The 23,223-nt window shown below is 68.8% G+C and carries 15 protein-coding genes; 5 read left to right on the top strand and 10 right to left on the bottom strand.

The window, feature by feature from the left end; all coding sequences use genetic code 11:
• Nucleotides 1–154 precede the first annotated feature (154 nt).
• The 4 genes from ACFOWZ_RS41005 to ACFOWZ_RS40990 form a co-directional block, all read right to left on the bottom strand.
• Entirely contained in the window at nucleotides 155–673 is a 519-nt protein-coding gene (locus ACFOWZ_RS41005) for an RICIN domain-containing protein (RefSeq protein WP_382379380.1), read from the bottom strand.
• Between the two features lie 87 nt (nucleotides 674–760).
• The gene (locus ACFOWZ_RS41000; RefSeq protein ID WP_382379379.1) at nucleotides 761–1,549 is read right to left on the bottom strand and encodes a hypothetical protein; all 789 of its coding nucleotides are present in this window, start codon (nucleotides 1,547–1,549) and stop codon (nucleotides 761–763) included.
• Nucleotides 1,546–2,076 carry a SigE family RNA polymerase sigma factor gene (locus ACFOWZ_RS40995; protein WP_382379378.1) on the bottom strand — a complete coding sequence of 177 codons (531 nt, stop codon included), beginning with the start codon at nucleotides 2,074–2,076 and terminating at the stop codon, nucleotides 1,546–1,548. The genes ACFOWZ_RS41000 and ACFOWZ_RS40995 overlap by 4 nt, the downstream gene beginning before the upstream one ends.
• Before the next feature lie 110 nt (nucleotides 2,077–2,186).
• Nucleotides 2,187–4,880 (bottom strand): RICIN domain-containing protein, encoded by a 2,694-nt coding sequence (locus tag ACFOWZ_RS40990; protein WP_382379377.1) that lies wholly within the window; start codon nucleotides 4,878–4,880, stop codon nucleotides 2,187–2,189.
• Nucleotides 4,881–5,243: 363 nt separating this feature from the next.
• On the opposite strand from ACFOWZ_RS40990, the gene chvE reads away from it, so the two are divergent.
• Genes chvE through ACFOWZ_RS40970 form a run of 4 tightly spaced genes read left to right on the top strand, consistent with a single transcriptional unit; the run spans nucleotide 5,244 to nucleotide 12,220 of the window.
• Nucleotides 5,244–6,329 carry a multiple monosaccharide ABC transporter substrate-binding protein gene (chvE, locus tag ACFOWZ_RS40985; RefSeq protein ID WP_382379376.1) on the top strand — a complete coding sequence of 362 codons (1,086 nt, stop codon included), beginning with the start codon at nucleotides 5,244–5,246 and terminating at the stop codon, nucleotides 6,327–6,329.
• Between the two features lie 26 nt (nucleotides 6,330–6,355).
• Nucleotides 6,356–7,861: a multiple monosaccharide ABC transporter ATP-binding protein gene (gene mmsA / locus ACFOWZ_RS40980; protein WP_449280290.1), complete on the top strand. Its 1,506-nt coding sequence runs from the start codon at nucleotides 6,356–6,358 to the stop codon at nucleotides 7,859–7,861.
• Complete coding sequence (mmsB, locus tag ACFOWZ_RS40975; protein WP_382379374.1) at nucleotides 7,858–9,072, top strand: multiple monosaccharide ABC transporter permease; 1,215 nt, start codon at nucleotides 7,858–7,860, stop codon at nucleotides 9,070–9,072. Before mmsA ends, mmsB begins: the two co-directional genes overlap by 4 nt.
• Nucleotides 9,073–9,115: 43 nt before the next feature.
• Entirely contained in the window at nucleotides 9,116–12,220 is a 3,105-nt protein-coding gene (locus ACFOWZ_RS40970) for a family 43 glycosylhydrolase (protein WP_382379373.1), read from the top strand.
• Nucleotides 12,221–12,293: 73 nt separating this feature from the next.
• On the opposite strand, the gene ACFOWZ_RS40965 is transcribed toward ACFOWZ_RS40970, so the two are convergent.
• The 6 genes from ACFOWZ_RS40965 to ACFOWZ_RS40940 form a co-directional block, all read right to left on the bottom strand.
• A complete protein-coding gene (locus ACFOWZ_RS40965) occupies nucleotides 12,294–14,249 on the bottom strand; it encodes a family 43 glycosylhydrolase (RefSeq protein WP_382379372.1) in 1,956 nt (651 codons plus the stop codon).
• Nucleotides 14,246–15,895, bottom strand: a complete 1,650-nt coding sequence (locus tag ACFOWZ_RS40960; protein WP_382379371.1) for a glycoside hydrolase family 27 protein — start codon at nucleotides 15,893–15,895, stop codon at nucleotides 14,246–14,248. The genes ACFOWZ_RS40965 and ACFOWZ_RS40960 overlap by 4 nt, the downstream gene beginning before the upstream one ends.
• 68 nt (nucleotides 15,896–15,963) lie before the next feature.
• Nucleotides 15,964–17,418, bottom strand: a complete 1,455-nt coding sequence (locus ACFOWZ_RS40955) for a non-reducing end alpha-L-arabinofuranosidase family hydrolase (RefSeq protein WP_382379370.1) — start codon at nucleotides 17,416–17,418, stop codon at nucleotides 15,964–15,966.
• A gap of 32 nt (nucleotides 17,419–17,450) precedes the next feature.
• Entirely contained in the window at nucleotides 17,451–18,485 is a 1,035-nt protein-coding gene (locus ACFOWZ_RS40950) for a cellulose binding domain-containing protein (protein ID WP_382379369.1), read from the bottom strand.
• A gap of 132 nt (nucleotides 18,486–18,617) precedes the next feature.
• Entirely contained in the window at nucleotides 18,618–19,670 is a 1,053-nt protein-coding gene (locus tag ACFOWZ_RS40945; RefSeq protein WP_382379368.1) for a LacI family DNA-binding transcriptional regulator, read from the bottom strand.
• A 128-nt stretch (nucleotides 19,671–19,798) separates the two neighbouring features.
• On the bottom strand, nucleotides 19,799–20,557 hold the full coding sequence (locus tag ACFOWZ_RS40940) for a FadR/GntR family transcriptional regulator (protein ID WP_382379367.1): 759 nt from the start codon (nucleotides 20,555–20,557) through the stop codon (nucleotides 19,799–19,801).
• Nucleotides 20,558–20,815: 258 nt separating this feature from the next.
• Here ACFOWZ_RS40940 and ACFOWZ_RS40935 point away from each other — a divergent pair, with 258 nt between their 5' ends.
• Complete coding sequence (locus ACFOWZ_RS40935; protein WP_382379366.1) at nucleotides 20,816–23,191, top strand: RICIN domain-containing protein; 2,376 nt, start codon at nucleotides 20,816–20,818, stop codon at nucleotides 23,189–23,191.
• The last annotated feature ends 32 nt before the right edge of the window (nucleotides 23,192–23,223 follow it).

The raw sequence follows: 23,223 nt of genomic DNA, 5'->3' as shown, positions 1-23,223 counted from the left end.
GCTTTCCCCGCCAAACAACAGCGGGCGACACGCCGAGAGAACCCTGACCGTTCAACCCCAGTAGCGGTGTCGTGGATCTGCTTGCACAGACAGCCGTGTGGTCCTGTCCCCCTCGAACAGGGCCACACGTGGGACCTTCAGGCTCTTGCCGGGGTCAGACCGGGAACACTCCGAACGCCTGCGAGGCGGTGCCGTTGCAGACGTAGATCTGCATGGCGAGGCCCTCGGTGGACTGTCCTCCCGGCACGTCGAGGCAGTGGGTCTTCGTGCCCGCGACGCGCGACTTGAGCGTGACGAAGTCCGGCAGGTTCCTGCCCGCCTGGAACCGCTGGTTGCTGGTGCCGGCACAGGGCCACTGCACGACCGGTGTCCCGTTGTTGTTGAGACCCCAGACGTCCATGCACCTCAGGGTGACCGCGTTGCGGATCTGGAAGACGTGGTCGCCCTTGTCGAGGAAGTCCCACCGCTGGAACGCGTTGTCGGTGCACTCGACCTGGACGATCGGCACCCCGTCGGCATACGAGTTCCGCTGCGGCGCCAGGCACTTCCCACTGGCCGTGTTCCGGACTTTCACGTCGAAGTGGTTGGCGGCGAACGCCGGCGTGGCGGCACCGACCACACCCGCCGCGGCGGCGACGAACGCGAGCGCCGTCGTGACCATCCGCTTTCTCATGCAGCTACCTCCGTGATTCGGGCGCCGGTCCGTTGACGGCGACGGACCTCACCATGGCGAGGTCCGTCGACAGTCCGTCGACGCCGCTCACTGCGAGGTGAAGCCACCCCTGACCGTGAAGGCACCGGCCTGCCCGACGTAGCCGTCGGCACGCGCGTCACGCTTGCCCGCGTCGTGGTTGTACTGGGCCGCGAAGGTGTGCACCCCGACCGGCATCGTGCGGCCGGGCTTGAGCTCCCAGCGGTAGACCACCGCGCCGTCGGCCTCCTTCACGGTGACCGTGAAGTCGTCGGCGGGCAGGGTCTGCCACTGGCCGGTGCTCCGCACACCTCCCGTCTGCACGACGCGCAGCTCCAGGCTGACCGCGGTGAGCGGCTGGGTGGTCTTGAGCTCCACCCTGCTCTGCGCCCAGTTGGGGTGCTGGTGCAGATCGACGAAGCCCAGCGCCGACAACGGCCCGTCCGAGACCGGTTTCCCGGTGAGCGGGGCCGGGTCGACCGCGGACGACGGGCTGCCGGTGGTCGGCTGGGCCGGCGGGTTCGGCGCGGGCGGTGCCACGGTGCTGCCGGTGGTGCCGGCAGCGGGTGTGGTGCTCGAGGTCGTGACGCTCGAGCTCGCCGTCGGGATCGTCGCGGTGTCGTCAGGAGGTGGCCCGGTCCGGACGATCGCGGCCACGGCGATGCCCGCCACGGCCAGTGCTCCCGTGGCGGCCAGACCGGCGAAGGTCACCCTGGTCCACGACCTCGCGATGCCCGGCCTCGCGGTGGACACCTCGGCTCCCGCCATGGCGCGGTCCACGCGTGCCAGCATCCGGCCGCGGTCCGGCCGGTGAGCCTCGGCGGCCTCGCGCAGCTGCCTGTTGATGCTCTCGTTCACCGAGTCCCCCTCCCCGTCATCACGTCTCCGGCCGCTTGCGGGCCGAGGATGCGTTCCAGCTCGGCCATCCCCTTGGAGGTCTGGCTCTTCACCGCGCCCACCGAGATCCCCAGCGCCAGCGCGGTGTCCTTCTCCGACAGGTCGAAGGCGTGACGGAGGATCACGCACGCCCGTTTGCGGAACGGCAGGCGGTCCAGCGCAGCCCGCACGTCCACCACGGCGGCCAGGTCCGGCCCGTGCGTCTGTTGTGGACCGCGAGAGAAGAACAACGCGATCCGCCTGCGTTCACGGGTCGCGCTGCGGATGCGCTCCCGCGCCAGGTTCGCGACCACGCCGCGGGCGTACGCGAGCGGGTTCTCCGCCGCGCGCAGCCTGTCCCAGCGCTGCCACAGCGCGACCAGGGCGTCCGCCGCCAGGTCGTCGGCGGCACCCGCCTCTCCGGTCAGCAACCAGGCGAAGCGGGCGAGTTCGGCGTGGTGGCGCTCGAAGAAGTCGTGGAACTCCGCCGATCTGTGGTCGACGACCATGTTTCTCGGTTGCCCTCTCCCTGCCACGCCTGCATCGGGCGGCAATGTACCTGGTGCCGAAGTGGGCCGGGCGGCCACGGTCCGGGGCATGGACCGTGGCCGTCCGGTGATCAGGACGGGTCCCCGTACAGGACACCGCGGCCGTTGCTGCCGACGTAGACGCGGCCGAACACCTCGGGATCGCCGGTGATGACCCCGCCGACGGTCCCGCCGAACTGGTTGCGGTCGTCGTTGATCCGCGTCCAGGACGTGCCGCCGTCGACCGAGCGGAAGATCCCGGTCACGCCGTTCACCGTGCCGATGACGTAGAGCGCCGGGTAGCGGGCACCAGCGGCGGCCTTGCCGAAGCCGACGGAGTCCGCCCTCTGCACGCCGCCGAGCTTCTTGAAGGTCACGCCGCCGTCGGTGGAGTGCGAGAGACCGCCGTGGCTCGCGAGCCACAGGTCCCCGGTGGCTCCGGGAGCGGCCTTGAGACGTCCGGCGGTGAGCCCTCCGGCGCGGGCGGCGAAGCTCTTCCCGCCGTCGGTGCTGGCGAACAGGGTGCTGCCGCTGAGCGCGTAGAAGGTTCCGGGCGTGGAGCGGTCGGCCACCACGGCCGTGCCCGCGGGCAGACCCGTGGAGGCCTTCCACGTCTTGCCCCAGTCGGTGGAGACGTGCGGCAGCTGACCGGACGCGGTCCACACCAGCGTGCCGCCGTCGGCCGAGATCGCCGCGGTACCGCCGCCCGCCCCGCTCACGGGCGAACCGGCGAACGGCTTCCAGGTGACGCCGCCGTCGGTGGAGTACGCGCCGCGTTCCTCGTTGCCGTAGCCGACGCGGACCACCACGTTCGGCTTGGCCTGCGCGAAGTCGATGCCGGTGGTGTTGGTGAACCGCGGTCCGTCCGCGGCCCCGGCCGGCACCTTCCCCAGGTCGTCGTGGCGGAACCCGCCGACGTCGCCGAGGGCGCTGACCAGCTTGCCGCCGGGCGGCGCGACCAGGCCGAGCACCGCGGTCTCCTCGAGACCCTTGACCGGGACCGACCAGTGCGTGGGTCGCCCGCTGTCGGCCGCGGTCACGTCCTTGCTGGCCCACAGGCCCGATCCGGTGCCGTACAGGGCGTGGCCGGAGTCGAACGGGTCGATGGCCAGCGCGCCCATCCAGTGACCGATGCCGGTGCCGACGTACGGCGCCGCGGAGGCGTCGCGTTCGGACGTGGCTCCGAGCGCCTTCCAGGTGTCACCGCCGTCGGTGGTGCGGAACAGCTCGTCCGACGGCCACCAGCGGCAGAGGGTCGTGACCATCACCGTGGACGGGCGCTGCGGGTCCACCGCGAGTCCCGCGTACCCGAAACCGGTGCCGGGCATCGGCGAGATGTCCTTCCACGCTCCGCTCGACGGCGTGTGCTTCCAGACCGAACCCGCCTTGACCCCGTTCGGGCCGGGGACGTCGGTGTACGTCACGTAGAACGCGCCGTCACCGGAGAGCACGCCGTGGTGCGGCAGCTGGCCGGTGGGCTGGCCGGGCACGGCGCTCCAGGTGGCGCCGCCGTCGGTGGAGCGGTACAGCGAGGTCGTCCGGTCGGCGACACCCACGTAGATCGTCCTGCTGCCGGCCGGTCCGAACGTCACGAAGGACAAGCCGACTCCGCTGCTGGCACCGTCCTTCACCGGGAAGGACGACACCTGGTTCCAGGTCGCGCCCTGGTCGGTGCTGCGCCACAGCCCGTTCTTGCGGGTGCCCAGGTAGAGCGTGCGGTTGTCGGAGGGGTCGATCGCGAGCCGCTCGCCCATCGACCGGCCGTCCTCGTTGGCGCCGAGCTTGAACGGCAGGTCGGTGCGCTGGAACGTTTTGCCCTGGTCGGTGGAGCGCAGGATCGCGCCGTTGCCGGCCCACTCGTTGGTGTAGGTGCCGGTCGCGAGGTACAGGCGGTCGGGGTCGACCGGGTCGGTCGCGACGCTCTCGATGCCGAGCAGGTTCCAGTCCGCGGCCCAGTCGGTCAGCGGCACCCACTGGCCGGCATGGGCGTCCCAGCGGTACGCGCCGCCCATGTCGGTCCGCGCGTACAGCAGGCCCTTGCGGCTGGGGTTGAAGACGAACCCGGTGACGAAGCCGCCGCCCGCGATCTGCACGTTGCGCCAGGTGTAGCCGCCGGAACCGGTCGCCGGGGTGGACGGCGGCGGCGTGGACGTGGTGGCGGACGGCCTGGGCGCGGCGGCTGCCACGACGGGAGCGGACGGTGCGGCCGGTTTGTCCGCCTTCGCGACCTTCCACTGCTGGTCGTCACCGCCGCGGTCGTCGGCCTGGACGACCGCCTGACCGTCGCCGTCGTTCGCGCACAGCACCTTGCCGCTGCTGCGCGAGACGATCTTCACCGCCCCGCCGCCGACGTCGGTGAGCTTCCACTGCTGGTGCTCGGCTCCGGTGTCCGACTGCTGTTCGACGCCTGCCTGCGCCGTCGAACCGGTGCGGACACCCAGTACCTTCCTGCTGTTGTTGTTGACGAGCTGGTAGTAGCCGCCGTCCACGGGCTTGAGCCGCCACTGCTGGCTCGCGGAGTCGGGGCTGCGCTTCTCCTGCTGGATCCGGACACCGTCCGCCGCGTCCGCCCCGGCCACGTCCAGCGCGTTGCCGCTGCGCACCGAGAGGAACTGGTAGTAGGCGGCGGCGTCGACCGTCACGGGATCGGAGTCGCTCCACACCACCCCGAGGTAGGAGCCGGCGATCGCCGACACCCCCAGCGCGGCGGCGATCGCCGTCCTGCGCCCGCGTGCACGCGGCCCGACACCACCGCGCCGGCCCTGGACGGACCTGGTCTTGCTCATGGCAGCACTCCTTGATCGTCTGCAGATCTGCCCGTGAGTTGCCGCCGCTCGCGGAAAGGTTGCCGCGTCCTTTCAGCGCGGCGGCGCGGGAACGTGCCGCGGCTGCCACCTGCACGAGGTCCCGCAGGTGCTCCAGTCCCGCTGCCAGGCGGGGCAGGTCGTGGCTCGGGGTCTCGCGGTTCACCCGCGTGGCACACGACCTCACGGCTGATCTCGTCGCGCCGACATCTCTGTTTCGTAAATTCTGTGAGCGCTAACAGGTCTGGCCTGGCGTTATCTAGATGTCACTTGACTGGTCCATTGTTAGCGATAACACTCGCCGCCTACAGCACTGTTGCCTGCCGGTGACATCAAGGAGAACCGATGAGGCTTGTCCAGATCGCGGCCGCCACCGCGCTCGCCGTGACCCTCTCCGCGTGTGGTTCCGCGGAGAAGACGGTCGACCAGAAGGGCGGGTCGACCGAGGGCGCACTGGTCGGCGTGACCATGCCCACCCGGTCGTCGGAACGTTGGATCCACGACGGCGACAACATCAAGAAGGCGTTGGAAGGCAAGGGTTACAAGGTCGACCTCCAGTACGCGGAGAACGACATCCCGACCCAGGCCAACCAGATCGAGAACCAGATCACCAAGGGCGCCAAGCTCCTGATCGTCGCCTCGATCGACGGCACCGCGATCACCTCGCAGCTCCAGCAGGCCGCCGACGCCAAGATCCCGGTGATCGCGTACGACCGGTTGATCCGCAAGAGCCCGAACGTGGACTACTACGCCACCTTTGACAACTACAAGGTCGGTGTGGAGCAGGCCAACTCGCTGCTCGCCGGTCTGAAGACGCGCGGTGAGGGCCCGTTCAACGTCGAGCTGTTCGCGGGCTCGCCGGACGACAACAACGCCACGTTCTTCTTCAACGGCGCCATGTCCGTGCTGCAGCCGCTGATCGACCAGGGCAAGCTCGTCGTGAAGTCGGGCCAGAAGGACTTCAAGACCGTCGCGATCCTGCGCTGGGAGCCGGCGACCGCGCAGAAGCGCATGGAGGACCTCCTCACCTCGACCTACGGCGGTGCCAAGGTCGACGGCGTCCTCTCCCCCTACGACGGTCTGTCGATCGGCATCCTGTCCGCGCTCAAGAGCAGCGGCTACGGCACGCCCGCCCAGGCGTACCCGATCGTGACCGGCCAGGACGCCGAGGTCGCCTCGGTGAAGTCGATCATCGCGGGTGAGCAGTACTCCACGATCCACAAGGACACCCGCAAGCTCGCCGAGGTCACCGTGACCATGGCGGACGCGGTGCTCAAGGGCGGCAAGCCCGAGGTCAACAACACCAAGGACTACGACAACGGCAACAAGGTCGTGCCGTCGTACCTGCTGCAGCCGGTCACCGTCGACAAGGCGAACTACCAGAAGGAACTGATCGAAAGCGGCTACTACACCGCCGACCAGCTCAGGTAACCATCGTGTCTGACGAAATCCTGGTGATGCGCGGCATCACCAAGAGGTTCGCAGGGGTCACCGCGCTGCACGACGTCTCGTTGAGCGTGCAGCGCGGTGAGATCCACGCGATCTGCGGAGAGAACGGTGCCGGCAAGTCCACGCTGATGAAGGTGCTGTCGGGCGTGCACCCGCACGGCTCGTACGACGGCGAGATCCTCTTCGAGGGCGAGCCGTGCGCGTTCAACGGTGTGCGGGACAGCGAGCGCCGCGGCATCGTGATCATCCACCAGGAGCTGGCGCTGTGCGGTCAGCTCTCCGTCGCGGAGAACCTGTTCCTGGGCAACGAAAGAGCGCGCCGCGGGTTCATCGACTGGAACCGCACCAACCACGAGGCGCAGGCGCTGCTCGACCGCGTCGGCCTCCGGGAGAACCCGACGACCCCGGTCAACGACCTCGGTGTCGGCAAGCAGCAGCTGGTCGAGATCGCCAAGGCACTGTCCAAAGAGGTCAAGCTGCTGATCCTGGACGAGCCGACGGCGGCGTTGAACGACGACGACTCGCAGCACCTGCTGGACCTGCTGGAGGGCCTGCGCGACGAGGGCATCACCTCGGTGATCATCTCGCACAAGCTCAACGAGGTCACCAGAATCGCCGACACCGTCACGGTGCTGCGCGACGGCAGGACCATCGAGACCCTGCCGGCCAAAGGCCTCAGCGAAGACCGGATCATCGCCGGCATGGTCGGCCGCGACCTCGAGCACCGGTTCCCGCCCCGCACGCCCGACATCGGCGAGGAGGTGCTGCGCATCGAGGACTGGACGGTGCACAGCCCCGCCCAGCCGGATCGGGTGGTCGTCGACAACGCCACGTTGTCGGTGCGGCGCGGTGAGATCGTCGGTCTCGCCGGACTGATGGGCGCCGGTCGCACCGAGCTCGCGATGAGCGTGTTCGGCCGCACCTACGGCGTCGGCATCTCCGGCCGGGTCGTCAAGGACGGCCAGGAGATCGACACCCGCACCGTGCAGGCGGCGATCCGCAACGGGCTCGCGTACGTCAGCGAGGACCGCAAGCGGTACGGGCTCAACCTGATCGAGGGCGTGCAGCGCAACGTCTCCGCGGCCGCGCTGGAGAAGCTCGCGACGCGGGGGTGGGTGAACGAGAACGAGGAGTACACGGTCGCGGAACGGTTCCGGAAGTCCATGGGCATCAGGACGGCCGCCGTGTCGACGCCGACCGGCACGCTGTCCGGTGGCAACCAGCAGAAGGTCGTGCTGGCGAAGTGGATGTTCACCGACCCGGACGTGCTGATCCTCGACGAGCCCACGCGCGGCATCGACGTCGGTGCGAAGTACGAGATCTACTCGATCATCAACGACCTCGCCGCACAGGGCAGGGCCGTGCTGGTGATCTCGTCGGAGCTGCCGGAGCTGCTGGGCCTGTGCGACCGCGTCTACGCGCTGTCGGAAGGCCGCATCACCGGCGAGGTCAGCCGCGAAGAGGCCACGCAGGAACGCCTGATGCAGTACATGACACGAGGACAGAACTCATGACCACGAAGACCGCGCCGCAGACGGTCACCGCACCGGCTGCGCCGTCCAGCCGCCTCTCGATCAACCTGCGGCAGTCGGGCATCTACGTCGCGTTCGCGCTGATCATCGTGCTGTTCACGGTGCTGACCGACGGTGCTCTGCTGCAGCCGCAGAACATCTCGAACATCATCGTGCAGAACTCCTACGTGCTGATCCTGGCGATCGGCATGATCCTGGTGATCATCGGCGGGCACATCGACCTCTCGGTCGGCTCGACCGTGGCGCTCACGGGTGCGATCTGCGCGGTGCTGACCGTCCAATGGGGACTCCCGTGGCCGGTGGCGGTGCTGCTGACGCTGCTCTCGGGTGCGCTCATCGGTGCGGCGCAGGGCTACTGGATCGCCTACTTCGGCATTCCGGCGTTCATCGTCACCCTGGCCGGCATGCTCGTGTTCCGCGCGCTGACCCTGACCACGCTCGGCAACCAGGGCATCGGCCCGTTCCCCGACGAGATCCGCTCGCTGGCCAACGGCTTCACGGGTGGCTACCTCGGCAACGTCGCCCTCGGCCCGCTCGGCGGCGCCGACCTGGTGAGCCTGCTCGCCGGTCTCGCCTGCGTGGCCGGGTTCGCGTTGTCGCAGTGGCGCAAGCGCGCGGCCCGGCTCGGCTACGGCCAGACCGTCGACCCGATGCCGGTGTTCGTGCTCAAGCTCGTGGGTGTCGCGGTCGTCGTGATGGCGGTCGTGGTGCAGCTCGCCCGGTTCCGCAACCTGCCGTGGGTGCTGGTGCTGCTCGCGGCGCTCGCGCTCGGCTACTCGTTGATGGCGAACAACTCCGTGTTCGGACGGCACATCTACTCGATCGGCGGCAACCTGCAGGCCGCCACGCTGTCCGGCGTGAAGGTCAAGGCCGTCACGTTCTGGGTGTTCGTCAACATGGGCGCGCTGGCCGCGCTCGCCGGTGTCATCTTCGCGGGACGGCTCAACCAGGCCGGCCCGACCGCGGGTACGGCGTTCGAGCTCGACGCCATCGCCGCGGCGTTCATCGGCGGTGCCGCCGTGCAGGGTGGTGTCGGCAAGGTCGTCGGCGCCATCACCGGCGGCCTGATGATGGGCGTGATCAACAACGGCATGTCCCTCATCGGCGCTCCCAGCGAACGCGTGATGCTCGTCAAGGGACTCGTCCTGCTCGCGGCCGTCGCTTACGACGTCTGGACCAAGCGGCGCGCCTGACAGTTCTGCTCCACACAACAAAATCCGGAAGGCAACAACAACGATGTTGTTATCCCTGCGCCATTTCGGCGTCGTTGTGGCCGTGACGGCCGCGTTGGTGACCATCCCTGCCACCAACGCGGCCACCGCGGCCGAGTCACCGCTGCGCATCGCGGCGAACGCGTTGTCCGTGCCGAACCTCGACGAAGTCCGCGGGAACCTGACCCTGCCGACTGCCGGCGAGAACGGCACGACCGTCACGTGGACCTCGTCCAACCGCAAGGTGATCACCCCGACCGGAGAGGTGAGCCGTCCGCCCGCGGGCAGCAAGCCCACCAAGGTCGTGCTCACGGCGAAGGTCAGCAGCGGGAGGCAGAGCACCTCCCGCTCGCTCACCGCGACCGTGCTCCCGCTGCCCGCCAAGGAACCACTGGCCGGCTACGGCTTCTTCTACTTCACCGGTGAGGGCAGCCCGAACGGCGAGCAGATCTACGCCGCCGCCAGCAACGGCAACAACCCGTTGCAGTTCACCGAGCTCAACAACGGCCAGCCGATCCTCAAGTCGAGCCTCGGTGAGCTGGGCGTGCGCGACCCGTTCATCCTGCGATCCCCCGAGGGCGACAAGTTCTACCTGCTGGCCACGGATCTGAAGATCAACGGCGGCAACGGCTGGGACGCGGCGCAGCGCCACGGCAGCCGGTCGATCATGGTGTGGGAGTCGACGGACCTGCGGAACTGGTCGCGTCAGCGCAGCGTCGAGGTGTCCCCGCCGACCGCGGGCAACACGTGGGCCCCCGAGGCGCACTGGGACGCCAAGCGCGGCACCTACGTCGTCTACTGGGCCTCGAAGCTGTTCGCGGAGAACGATCCCGGCCACACGGGCGACTCCTACAACCGGATGATGTACTCGACCACGCGCGACTTCGTCACGTTCAGCCCGGCGAAGGTGTGGATCGACCCGGGTTACTCCGTGATCGACTCGACGATCATCGAGGACAACGGCACGTTCTACCGGTACACCAAGGACGAGCGGAACAACACGTCGACCACGCCGTGCAGCAAGTTCATCACCGCGGAGAAGTCGACCGACCTGCTCAACCCGAAGTACGACTTCGTCGCGGAGTGCATCGGCAAGGCCACCGCGACCAGCCCCGGCCTCTCCGCCGGTGAGGGCCCGACCGGGTTCAAGTCCAACACCGAGAACAAGTGGTACCTGTTCATCGACGAGTTCGGCGGCCGCGGCTACGTGCCGTTCGAGACCACCGACCTCGCGTCCGGCAAGTGGACGATGTCGACCGGCGCCAAGCTGCCCGCCTCTCCGCGGCACGGCACGGTTCTCCCGGTGACGCAGGCCGAGCTCACCCGTCTCACCGCTCCCCCGGCGCCGGTCAGGGCCGACGCCAAGGGCCTCGTCGCGCACTGGCCGCTCAACGCCACCTCCGGGTCGGTCGCGGCCGACGCCACCGGGCACGGCTACGACGGCGTGCTGGCGGGCAGGACCTCCTGGTCCGGTGGGGCGTTGTCGCTGAACGGCGGGCACGTCCAGCTGCCGAACAACATGCTGACGGGCGCCGCGGCGGCCACGGTGTCCGCCGACGTGTGGATCGATCCCGGCCAGCAGACGCCGTACTTCCTCTACGGGTTCGGCAACACCGCGTCCGACGGGGCCGGCAAGGGCTACCTGTTCAGCACCGGTGACACGTACCGCGGCGCGATCGCGACCGGGAACTGGAGCACCGAGCAGGGCGTGAACTCGGGCAAGGCGTTGCCGCGCGGTGTCTGGAAGAACGTCACCCTGACCGTCGGCAACGGCGTCGAGGTGCTGTACCTGGACGGCGTCGAGGTCGCGCGCAACGCGAACGTGACGACCAAGCCGTCGGACATCGGCGGCGGCGTGACGGCGGCGAACTACCTGGGCCGCTCGGTCTACGCCGCGGACAGGAACCTCCTCGGCAAGATGAAGGACGTCCGGCTCTACAACCGCGCCCTGTCGGGTGCGGAGGTCGCCGGCCTGCCGTCGAACAGCACGGTGATCACCTCGGTCACGCTCGCGTCCCTGAAGGTGCCGGCGATCATCGACTCCGCGGCGAACACCGTGGTGCTGCCGGTCAAGCCCGGCACGGACCTGCGCCGGCTCGCCCCGCAGTTCGGTCTCGCCCCCGGTGCGAAGATCACCCCGTCCGGAACCGTCGACCTGCGCAAGCCGAAGAAGTTCACGGTCACCAACGCGTCCGGCGACCGTCGTGAGTGGACGGTCGAGGCCCACGAGATGCGCAGCCCCGTGCTGCCGGGCCTGAACGCGGACCCGAACATCATCGCGTTCGGCAACACGTACTACATCTACGCCACCACCGACGGGTTCGACGGCTGGAGCGGCACCAAGTTCTCCGTCTGGTCGTCGAAGAACCTCGTCGACTGGAAGGACGAGGGCGTCATCCTCGACCTCGGCCCGGACGTCAGCTGGGCGGACAGCCGGGCCTGGGCGCCCACGATCGTCGAACGGGGCGGCAAGTACTACTTCTACTTCTGCGCCGACGCGAAGATCGGTGTCGCGGTGTCGGACAAGCCGACCGGCCCGTTCGTCGACTCGGGCAAGCCGCTGATCGCCCGCAACCCCGGTGGCGGCCAGGCGATCGACCCGGCGGTGTTCGTCGACAAGTCCGGTCAGGCGTACCTGTACTGGGGCAACGGCGAGGCCTACGTCGTGCCGTTGAACGCGGACATGGTCTCGTACGACGCCACGAAGATCACGCGGCTGAACGGCCTGGACGAGTTCCGCGAGGGCCTGTTCATGGTGGAGCGCCAGGGCACCTACTACCTGAGCTGGTCGATCGACGACACCCGCAGCGAGAACTACCGCGTCGGGTACGCGACGGCCACGAGCCCGCTCGGCCCGTTCACCAACCGCGGCCTGATCCTTCAGAAGGACCCGAAGCTGGGCATTCTCGGCACCGGTCACAGCTCGATGCTGCGCGTGCCCGGCACCGACGACTGGTACCTGGTGTACCACCGCTTCGCCATCCCCGGCGGGGACGGGACGCACCGCGAGACCACGATCGACCGGATGAGGTTCAACCGCGACGGCACGATCGCGCCGGTGGTGCCGACCCTGGAGAGCGTGGCGCCGCAGAAGATCCGGCGGCAGAACTGCCGGATGTTCTACAGCTGATCGCGCTTGTCGTGGGTCCCGCACCGGCCGCTGGTGCGGGACCCACGGCGCCTGACCTGCAGGCCTTCTACAACTACGGCGTCGACAGCTCGAACCGCTGCACCGTCACAGCCCCACCCAGCGCCTGCGTGGCGTGGTTGAAGATGCCGAACCGGTACCCCATGAAGAACTGCCACTCGCTCTTCAACGTGAACGCTGTCCCGAGCGGCGTGAACGTCACCCCGTCCGTGCTGTAGGAGAACCGGGCCTGCCTGCCGCTCCCCGGACGGATGTCCGCGTTGGCGCGCAACCAGATCCGGTTGCCGGTGAAGTTCGCGCTCGCGATCTCCGTGCCGGTGCCGGTGGTGTTCCAGTTGCCGTCCATGGTCAGCCCGTTGACCATGACGACACGGTTGCGGCCGTTGTCCCGCTTGATCCCGATCCACGCCGACGAGTCGCGCAGCATCGCGAGGCCCGTGCGGTCGCCGTCGCGCATCGACGTGAGGTCGAGGGTGACGGTGCCGGTGGACGACGGTCCCTGGATCCGGTGGGTCAACGTGTTGCGGGCGTTGTACAGGTCGTTGGTCACGGTGGCGGTGGACAACCGCAGGCCGTTGTTGACGCTGTACTTCGTGGTGTCCGGGTTGTGGTTCCACTCCCACTGCGGCCCCAGCTGCGTGCCCTGGAACGTGTCCACCCCGGTCATCGGTTTCACCTGGCGTGGTGGGGCCGGCAGGTTCGGCATCGGGTAGGTCGCGCCCCAGCCTCCGTTGACGGTGGTGATGCGCGGCCAGCCGTCGGCGGTCCAGGTGATCGGTGCGAGCACCGGCATGCGGCCGCCCGGGTAGGCGTCGATGAACGCCATGTAGTACCAGTCGCCGTTCTGCGTCTGCACCAGGCCGCCCTGGTGCGGCACTCCCGCGCCCTGCACCGGTGACGGCATGTTCAGCAGCACCTGCTGGACGGTGTAGGGGCCGAACGGGCTCGACGCCTTGAGCACGTACTGGCCGTTCGCGGGCCTGGTCAGCCAGATGTAGTAGCTGCCGTTGCGCTTGTAGAACCGGGCGCCTTCCAGGGTTCCGATGTTGGAGGGCGTCTGGAACACCTGCTGCGACCGCACCTCGGACTTCCCGTCCGGCGAGAGCTGCGCGACGCTGATCTGGGTGTTGCCGTAGGCGACGTACATCGTGTCGTTGTCGTCGACCAGCATGCCGGCGTCGAAGTAGCACTTGTTGATGGTGGACAGCTTCGACCACTGCCCGTCGACGGCGGCGGCCGTGTAGATGTGGGTCTGGGCGAAGTCGATGCAGCCGCCCCAGTAGTACGTGTTGTTGCTCTTGCGGTGGTTGAGGAACGACGCCCAGATGCCGCGCACGTAGCCCCTGCCGCCGTTGAGGTCGTACTTGGCGCCGAAGTCCAGCCGTGGCACCGAGTGTCCGGCGTACTCCCAGTTCACCAGGTCGTACGAACGCAGAACCGGCGCGCCCGGCGAGTAGTGCATGGTCGAGGCCGAGTAGTAGTACGTGTCGCCCACGCGGATGATGTCGCCGTCCGCGAAATCCTGCCACATCACCGGGTTCTTGAACGTGGTGGCCTGTGGCGGCGTGGTCGTGGTGGTAGTGGTGGTGGTCGTCGTCGTGGGAGTTCCGGTGTCGTTGCAGGTGACACCGTTGAGCCGGAACGACGTCGGATCGGGGTTGGCCGAGGCCCACGTGCCGTTGAACCCGAACTCGACCTTGCCGCTGGTCGGGATCGCCGCGTTGTGGGAGACGTTGCGTGCTTTCACCTCGCCGCCGCTCTGCGCGATCTCGGCGTTCCAGTGCTGCCCGACCTGCTGGCCCCCGGCGTAGGTCCACTCGAGGGTCCAGCCGTTGAGCGCGTCACCGGTGTTCGTGATGGACACGGACGCGCCGAAGCCGCCCTGCCACTCGGAGGTCTTGGTGTAGGTGACCGAGCAGCCGGGAGCGGCCTGCGCGGCCGTGCTCGCGGCCAGTCCTCCTGCTACGAGGGTGAGTGCGGCGAGCGTCGCCGCGACAGGAGCGCGCCTCATGATCGTGACCACCTCTGGTTGGTCTGACCGTTGCAGGTCCACAGCACGAGCCGCGAACCGTTCGTCGTGCCCGACCGTTCGACGTCCAGGCACAGGCCCGCGTTGGCGTTGCGCAGTGATCCGTCGGATCCCAGCGTCCAGCGCTGGTTCGCCTGGCCGTTGCACGACCAGATGATCACGCGCGTGCCGTTGGCGGTGCCCTGGTTGTAGGCGTCGAGACACTTGTCGCCGAACACGCGGACCTCACCGTTCGGCCAGCTGGTCCACTGCTGGCTCGCGGGGGTGAGGCAGTCCTGGATCACGGTGTTCGCCCCGGCGGCGGTGGAGGAGTTCTCGACGTCGAGGCAGCGGTTCGAACCCGCTCCGCGCAGCCGGGAGGTGGTGGTCTGGATCGGGCTGCCTCCGGTGACCTTGAAGGCGACGACACCGTGTGCGGGCACCGAGGCGGAGATCGCACCCGAGCTCGCCGACGTGCCGCCGGTCCACAGGTCGGTCAGCGTCAGGTTCGTGCCGGACACGCCGATCTGGGCGGCCGTGGTGCTGATCGTCGTCGTGCCGCTGCCCCGGTTGAACAGGCCGACGGCGACCGTGCCGTCCGACAGCGGCTTGGCGAACACCTCGGTGGCGCCGTCGTCACGCACGCGCCGCCCGCCGGCGCCGAGAGCGTCCTGGTTCACCGCGATCAGCCTCGAGTTGCGCAGGATCGCGCTCACGTCGGCCGACATGGTGCGGATGTCGTTGCCCGCCATCAGGGGCGCGGCCATCAGCGACCACAGCGTGAAGTGCGAGCGGGACTCGGTGAGGGAGAGTCCTGGGCGTCCGACGACCAGCATGTCCGGGTCGTTCCAGTGGCCGGGGCCTGCCTGGACGGCGAGCGGGGCCGTGATGTCGACGACGTTGCCCACTCCCATCGGGTAGCTGTTGACGTTGTTGTTCTGCCAGATGTCGAGCAGGTCCTCGGTGGTGCGCCACAGGTCGGCGACCTCGCCCCAGTTGTACTTGTCGCCGGTCGGTGCGTGGAAGCTGTTCGAGTTGATGCTGTAGACGATCGGACGGCCGGTGGCGCGCAGGGCGTCGCGCATGATCGTGAACCGCGCGATCTGCTCGTCACGGGTGCCGCTGCCGGAGCACCAGTCGTACTTGAGGTAGTCCACGCCCCACGAGGCGAACGACCGGGCGTCCTGGACCTCGTGGCCCTTGCTGCCGGTGGAGCCGGGGTGCGTGCCGACGCCCTGCGCGCACGTCTTCTCGTTCGGCGCCTGGTAGATGCCGAACTTCAGCCCGCGCGCGTGGATGTAGTCGCCGAGCGCCTTCATCCCGCTGGGGAACTTGGTCGGGTGGGAGCGCAGGTTGCCCTGGGCGTCGCGCTGCGGGTCGAACCAGCAGTCGTCGACGACCACGTACTGGTAGCCGGCGTCGCGCATGCCCGACGACACCATCGTGTCGGCGGCCTGGCGGACCTGGGCCTCGGTGATGCCGCAGCCGAAGCTGTTCCAGCTGTTCCAGCCGAGGGGCGGGGTCAGCGCGGGGCTGCCGGGCGCGGCCGGGGTGACGTGCCCGGCGGCGGTGGCGGACGCGACGGGTGTGGTGACCGTTGCGAGTGCTGTCAGCGCGGCGGCAACGAGGTGAGGCAGTCTCCTGGGCATCATCGCCCCTTTCTCGGAGCAGGGAGACGCCGCCGGTGCGGGTTTCCGGCGGCGTCGGTCCTGGGGTGTCAGCAGGTCGAGTTGGTCTGCGTCAGCAGGCCCAGACGCCAGGGCAGGTGGTTGTACTCACCGCCCGCGTTGGGATCCATGCCCTGGTAGAGGAACTTGAGCTGGCAGGGGTTGATCTCCATCGTCTGGTCCACGCCGGCGCGGATCATCTCGCCGTGGCTGATGTCGCGCGTCCACTGTCCACTCGGGAACGTCACGTTGTTGTGCCGCGCGAACGGGTTGGACTCCTCCGCGGCCAATGGGGTCCACGGGCCGGTGATCGCGGGCGCGGTCCACGTGCGGAACCAGCGCCTGCCGTCGGACCCGATGGCCTCGTGCACCAGCAGCCACTGGTTCTTGCCCGCCACCTTGTAGACGTTGGCGGCCTCGAACAACCTGTTCTTGTTGGAGTCCTGCATCGCGATGACGGTGTTGGTGAATCCGTTGGGGTACTGGGCCATCGTCGTCTCGGAGCGGTAGAGGTGACCGTTGTCGTCGGACGAGAACAGGTAGCACTTGGCGTTGTCGCACACGACCCAGAAGTCGACCCAGTAGCCGTTGCCGATGTTGTCGCGGATGATCTGCGGCATGCCGTTGGCGTAGAAGTTCTTCGGTGCCGACCACGACGACGGGTTCGAGATGTCGGTGGTCGTGGAGTACGACGCGTTCGATCCCGTCTGGTAGACGAGGTACCAGAGGCGTTGGGGCGCGAAGTAGAACACGTGCGGTGCGGCCTTGTAGCCACTGCCGACGGGCGTGCGGTCGAGGTAGTGGTGCGGCGCCGAGGCGGCCTGCGACCAGTCGCTGAAGCTCGTGTACATCAGGTTGTAGCCGTTGGTGTACACCGAGGCGAACACGTGGTACTTGCCGTTGTGGTACACGATGCTCGGGTCCTTGACCGAGTACACGGTCGGATGCGCGCTGTCCGGCTTCGGGCTGATCAACGCACCGCTCGACGACCAGCGGAAGCTCGACGGCAGGTTGCCCACCGGCGGGTTGCCCGTCGTCGTGGTGGTCGTGGTCGTGGTGGTCGGGCCGACGTCACCGGTGCACAGCGTGCCGTTGAGGGTGAACGCCGTGGGGTTCGGGTTGTTGGTGCCGGTGGAGGAACCGTTGAACCCGAACTCGACCCGGCCGCCCGTCGGGATCGCCGGGTTGTACGAGACGTTGCGGGCGGTGACCTCGCTGCCCGACTGGGACACCTCGGCGTTCCAGGCCTGCTTCACCTGCTGGCCCGCGCCGAAGCTCCAGGTCAGCGTCCAGCCGTTGACAGCGTCACCGAGGTTGGTGACGACGACGTTGGCGGTGAACCCACCGTCCCATTGCGACGGTGCGGAGTAGGTCACCGAGCATCCCGGTGCGGCCGCCGCGGGAGGCACCGTCACGGCCGCGAGCGCGGACACCGCGACGATCGGCACGGCCGCCAAGGCCGTGAGCCGGGCACGGCGGGAGCGGAACAGTCGTGCGAGGAACATGATCACCCTTCGTCGTCGGAGGGAGGCAGGGGTCACGGACTGGCGCAGGTGGCGGCGCCCACGGCCGGCGCACCGGAACCGGAGGCGAGGAAACCGAACGTGGCGGTGGCGCCGGGGTCGACCGTGCCGTTGTAGGCGACGTTCGTGACCGTGACCGACCCGCTGGCGGTGCCGCCCCAGATCTGGCCGATCGCGTGGCCTCCCGGCAGCGTGAACCGGACCGTCCAGCCGTTGAGCGCGGACGCGGTGGGGTTGGCGACGGTGACCTCGGCCTGGAAGCCGCCGCTCCAGGTGCTGACGATCTTCGACGTCGCCGTGCACGTGCCGCCGGGCTGCTGCGGGTCGCCGATGCTGCCGGGCACCGAGGCGAGGGCGTTGTACCAGACCGTGGCCATCTTGCTGTAGCCCGCGGCGTTGGGGTGGATGCCGTCGGGCAGGTCGGAGATCGGTACCGCCGGGTACATGTCGACCACGTGCACCCGCTTGCCCGCCGCCGCTTTCGCCCGCAGCAGCGGCACGATGGCGGCGTTGAAGTTGCGCACGGTGGCGTCGGCGAACCGGATCGGGATGATCGTCGCGACGAACACCTCGGCGGACGGGGCCTGGTTCGTGATCTTGTCCACCAGCGCGGACAACCGTCGCGGTGCGCCGGCCGGGTCGCTGCCGTACATGTCGTTGGTGCCGATGTGCAGCAGGATCGTGCGCGGGGTGTAGGTGCGCAGCCAGTTGACGACGTTCGCGTCGATCTGCGCGATGGTCCAGCCGGGGTGGCCCTCGTGGTTGCGGTCGGGCATCGAGCCGGGACCGTCCGCCAGCGAGCCGACGAAGTCGACGTTGCGCCCGGCGGCCCGCAGCTTCGTGCCGAGGTCGAGCCGGTAGCCGCCGATCGAGCCGCCCTGGGTGATCGAGTCGCCCAGCGGCATCACCCGCACCGGATCGGCCGCCGCCTCCACAGTGGACTGATCGGCGACGGCGGGAGAGACCGCCAGCAGGGTGGTGATCAGCGCGGCGCACAGAGCCTTGAGCGGGTTCGGCATGACGGAGCCTTCCCGGGAGGGACCGGACACGTGGTCTCCTCAGCAATGTAACGAGGCCGTCACACTCGGTCAAAGCTAAACTTGTGAGCGTTAACGTTTAGCAAACAGCGTTCGACACTGTCGAATTCCGTTCGATGCCAACAAGATCTGTTAACGCAAACATCAGCGCGGCGGGGCCACCGACCCACCCTCCCGCACCGGCATCGGCACGCGGTGGATCATCGGCGTTCGAGCACGGCGCTCACGCCGTTCCACCATCTCCACCAGCACCGCGACCGCACGCGCGCCGAGCTCGTAGTGCGGCAGGGCGACGGTGGTGAGCCGCGGGCGCATCCACGACGCGATCGGGTGGTCGTCGAACCCGATCACCGACACGTCACCGGGCACCGACAGGCCCGCCTCGCCCAGCGCCTGGTACGCCCCGAACGCCAGGCGGTCGTTGAAGCAGACCAGCGCCTTGGGCAGGTGGTGGCGCAACAGTTCCCTGGTGGCGTCGTACCCGCACTCCGGAGTCCACTTCGGACACCGGTGGGCACTGACCACCTCGACGCCCGCCGACCCGAACACCTCGTGCAGGCCGAGCAGGCGCTCCACGGCCGCGATGCTGTTCGGAGGAACGTCGTACGGGCCCGGCCCCGCGCCGATCAGGTGCACACCGCTGTCGTGCCCGGCGTCGACGAGGACGTGCGCCGCCGACCGGCCACCCCGCACCTCGTCGGACACGACCGACGGGGTGTCGCGTCTCGTCGCGGCCGCGGCGTTGAGCAGCACGGCGGGCCCGTGGTGCAGGCAGTCCGGCACCGCGACCGCACGCGTGTACATGGCGGCGAAGACGATGCCGTCGGCCCGCCTGTCCCGCATCGCCTCGACGAGGTCCCGCTCGACCACGGGGTCGCCACCGGACTCCCCCACGAACAGCATGAACCCGCGCGCGTAGGCGGCGTCGACAGCACCCTTGACCATGTCGCCCGCCAGACCGGACGAGGCGACGGTGTCGGACACGAACCCGATCGTCCGCGACAGCCCCTCCGGCGGGCTCTGCGTCACGGTCCCGCGCCGGTAGCCCAGCTCCTGCGCCGTGGAGAGCACCCTCCGCTCGGCCGCCTCGGAGATGCGCAGCTCCCGCGCACGCCCGGTCATGACGAGCGACGCCGTCGTGACGGAGACGCCGCTCGCCGCTGCGACGTCGGCCAGTGTCACGCGCGTTCGTCCCATCGCACATCCGCCTCCCGCTGCCGTACGGGCCCCGGCTCAGGTCTCCAGGCCGGAGGTTCCACGAAACACCTGCGGTCACACGTCCGGCCGAACGGTCCCGGCGGAAGGGATCGTCCGGCGTGCGCGGGCTACCGTTCCAGGCGGCCCGGATCGCCCGCCTCACCGCGGCGCACCAGCCACGCCTCGGTGATGTGGGTGAACATGGCCTCGGCCGCGCCGGCCGGGTCTCTGGCCGCGATGCGTTCGCAGATGCGCCGGTGCCCCTTGTTGGACGCCGTGCACAGGTCGCGGTCGCTGCGGCCCTGGTAGCCGGCCGCGTTGATCACCTGGCTCTCGAGCGACTTGATCACGCCGCGGGCGATGTGGTTGCCCGACGCCTGCATGATCGCGTCGTGGAACAGGCGGTCGTGCTCCTCGTAGCTCGGGGTGTCGTCGACGAGCTCGTCCATCCGGTCCACCAGCGCGCCCAGCCGGTCCAGGGTCTCCTGATCGGCCGTGCGCGCGGCCACCCTGGCCATGTCCGACTCCAGCAAACGCCTGGTCACGACGACGTCGTCGAGGATCGCGAGGGTCTCGTCCTGCGCGATCGTGGCGCCGAGCACGAGCTCGTCGAGCATGTTCCACTGCGACCGCGGGGTGACCGTCGTGCCCGCACCCTGACGGACCCGGACCAGGCCTTTCTCCTGCAGGACCTTCACCGCCTCGCGGATCACGGTCCTGCTCACCGAGAACGTCTCGCAGAGCACCGGCTCGGGCGGCAGGGTGGCGCCGGGTGGGTAGGTGCCGCGCACGACCCGCTCGACGAGCTCCGCGGTGACCGCCGCCGCGAGGTTCGCCGGTCTCCTGGTCCATCCAGGGCCGACGGGCTCTGACCGCGTCGCTGCCATGTCGCCTCCGTTGCGCTGCACAGCCCTGTTGTACCGGACTCGACAGTATACGTAACACCATTGACGTCACACGTCATACGAGTTACGTTCCGGTTGACCTGAACGGCAGAACGGCGCGGGACGTCCGGCCGCGCTGCCGCGTGGTGCCGCAGTGGTGAATTTCTGACACCACAACAACTCCCCGACAGTCCACAAAGGACACCGAGCTGCCCGAGTCCGCCGCCACGGGAGGGTGATCCAGCCACACCAGGAGGTCCCTTGTCCACGTCCTCGTTCTCCGCTGTGCGCGGGAGGATCGCACTCACCGCCACAGCGGTGGTGATCGCCGCGCTCGCCACCGCCCCTCCCGCCTCCGCGGCCACCACGACGCTGCACGCCTCCCCCACCGGCACCGGAACCACCTGCACCACCGCGGACCCGTGCTCGTTGCCGGCGGCGCAGGCGGCGGTGCGGTCGCTCACCGGCTCGATGTCCGGTGACATCGTCGTGGAGCTCGCCGACGGGGTGTACCGGCTGAGCCAGCCGCTGCGGCTGACGGCCGCGGACTCCGGCACCAACGGCTACCGCGTGCTGTGGCAGGCCGCCGCGTCGGCGAGCCCGGTCATCAGCGGTGCCAGAGCGGTCACCGGGTGGTCGGTCGCCGACGCCGGGAAGAACATCTGGCGGGCGAACGTCGGCACCGGCGTCGACAGCCGCCAGCTGTACGTGAACGGGGCGATCGCCACCCGTGCGCGGACGCAGGTCAACCGCTCCGACTTCACGTTCACCGACACCGGCATGCGCTTCTCGAACAGCGCGCTGAACTACCTCAACAACGTCGCGAACCAGAACCGCGTCGAGGTCGAGAGCGTCAACTCGTTCACCGACCGCTACTCGCCGGTGCAGAGCATCAGCGGCAACTTCCTCACCATGCAGCAGCCCGCGTGGAACAACAACACGTTCGGCTACGACACGTTGAGCAAGCCGCACCGCGCCGGCCCGCTCTACCTGGCGAACGCGTACGAGTTCCTCGACGCACAGGGAGAGTGGTACATCAACCCCGGCCAGGGCGCGGTCTACTACATCCCGCTGGCCGGGCAGAACATGAGCAACGTCAGCGTGGAGCTGCCGGTGCTGCAGTCGCTGGTCAACGTCGGCGGCACCTACGACGCGCCCGCGCGCAACATCACGTTCGCCGGCATCACCTTCACCGGGACGTCGTGGCTCGGCCCCAGCAGCAACCAGGGGTTCGCGGACCAGCAGACCGGCGCCTACATGGCGGGCAACTGGAACTGGCCGGCCGACCGGATCAACTCGTGCCAGCAGGGTTGCGCGCAGTTCGAGGCCGTGCGCCCGCACTGGTCGCAGATGCCCGCAGCGATCCAGGTCTCGGCGGCGAGCGGCATCACCTTCACCGACTCCAAGTTCTTCAACCTGGGCCAGACCGCGATCGGCATCGGCAACGACGCCAACGCGCACGCCAGCGGCGTGGGACTGGGCGCGTCCGGCATCACCGTCACGAAGTCGGAGATCGCCCGCAGCTCGGCGGGCGGCATCGTGGTCGGCGGCGTGCGCGCCGACGCTCACCACCCGAGCGACCAGCGGATGGTCAACCGCGACATCACGGTCAGCCAGAACCGCATCCACGACATCGCCGTCGAGTACCGGGGCAACGTCTCAGTGCTCAACACCTACGTCAGCACCGCGACCGTGGCGCACAACGAGGTCTACAACATGCCGTACTCCGGCCTGTCCCTCGGCTACGGCTGGGGCGCCAACGACGCGGGCGGCAGCAACCACTACGCCAACCGAGGGCTGTACAACTACCAGCCTCGTTACTCGACGCCCACCACCGCGTCCAACAACAAGCTCATCAACAACTACGTCCACGACGTCATGCAGCAGATGACCGACGGCGGCTGCATCTACACCCTCGCCTGGAACCCGAACGCGGAGATCAGCGGCAACCACTGCCAGCGCACCAACGGCTGGTTCGGGCTCTACTTCGACGAAGGCTCCAAGTACTACCGCGCCACCGGCAACGTCTTCAACGCCACCGGCACGTGGGCGACCGCCAACTACTGGGGCGGCGAGAACATGGGCAACTGGACCGTCAGCGGCAACTGGTCCACCAACAACAGCACCAACATCACCAACGGCGACCGCGGCAACGTCGTGAACAACAACACCGTGGTCTCCAACAACAACTGGCCGGCCGGCGCCCAGGCCGTGATGGCGAACGCCGGACCCGGTGGCACCGGTGGCGGCGGCAGGGAGAACGTCACGGTCGTCGGGACCCAGTCAAGCCGTTGCCTCGACGTCGCCAACACCAACAACAACACCCAGGCACGGCTCTGGGACTGCAACGGCGGTGCGAACCAGCGCTGGAACCACACGTCCAGCAAGCAGCTCACGGTCGGGGGCAAGTGCCTCGACGCCAGCGGCAACGGAACGGCGAACGGCACCGCGGCGATCCTGTGGGACTGCCACGGCGGCCTGAACCAGCAGTGGAACGTCAACGCCGACGGCAGCATCACCGGCGCGCAGTCCGGGTTGTGCCTCGACGCGAGCGGCAACGGGACCGCGAACGGCACGCTGATCCAGCTCTGGACGTGCCACGGCGGCACCAACCAGAAGTGGACCCTGCGCGCCTGAAACCAACGATGAACGGCGCTTTTGTCCACCTG

Source organism: Lentzea rhizosphaerae (genome assembly GCF_042649515.1).
Taxonomy (GTDB): domain Bacteria; phylum Actinomycetota; class Actinomycetes; order Mycobacteriales; family Pseudonocardiaceae; genus Lentzea; species Lentzea aerocolonigenes.
Note: the sequence above shows the minus strand (reverse complement) of the source record. Positions and strands in the feature narration are given on the sequence as shown.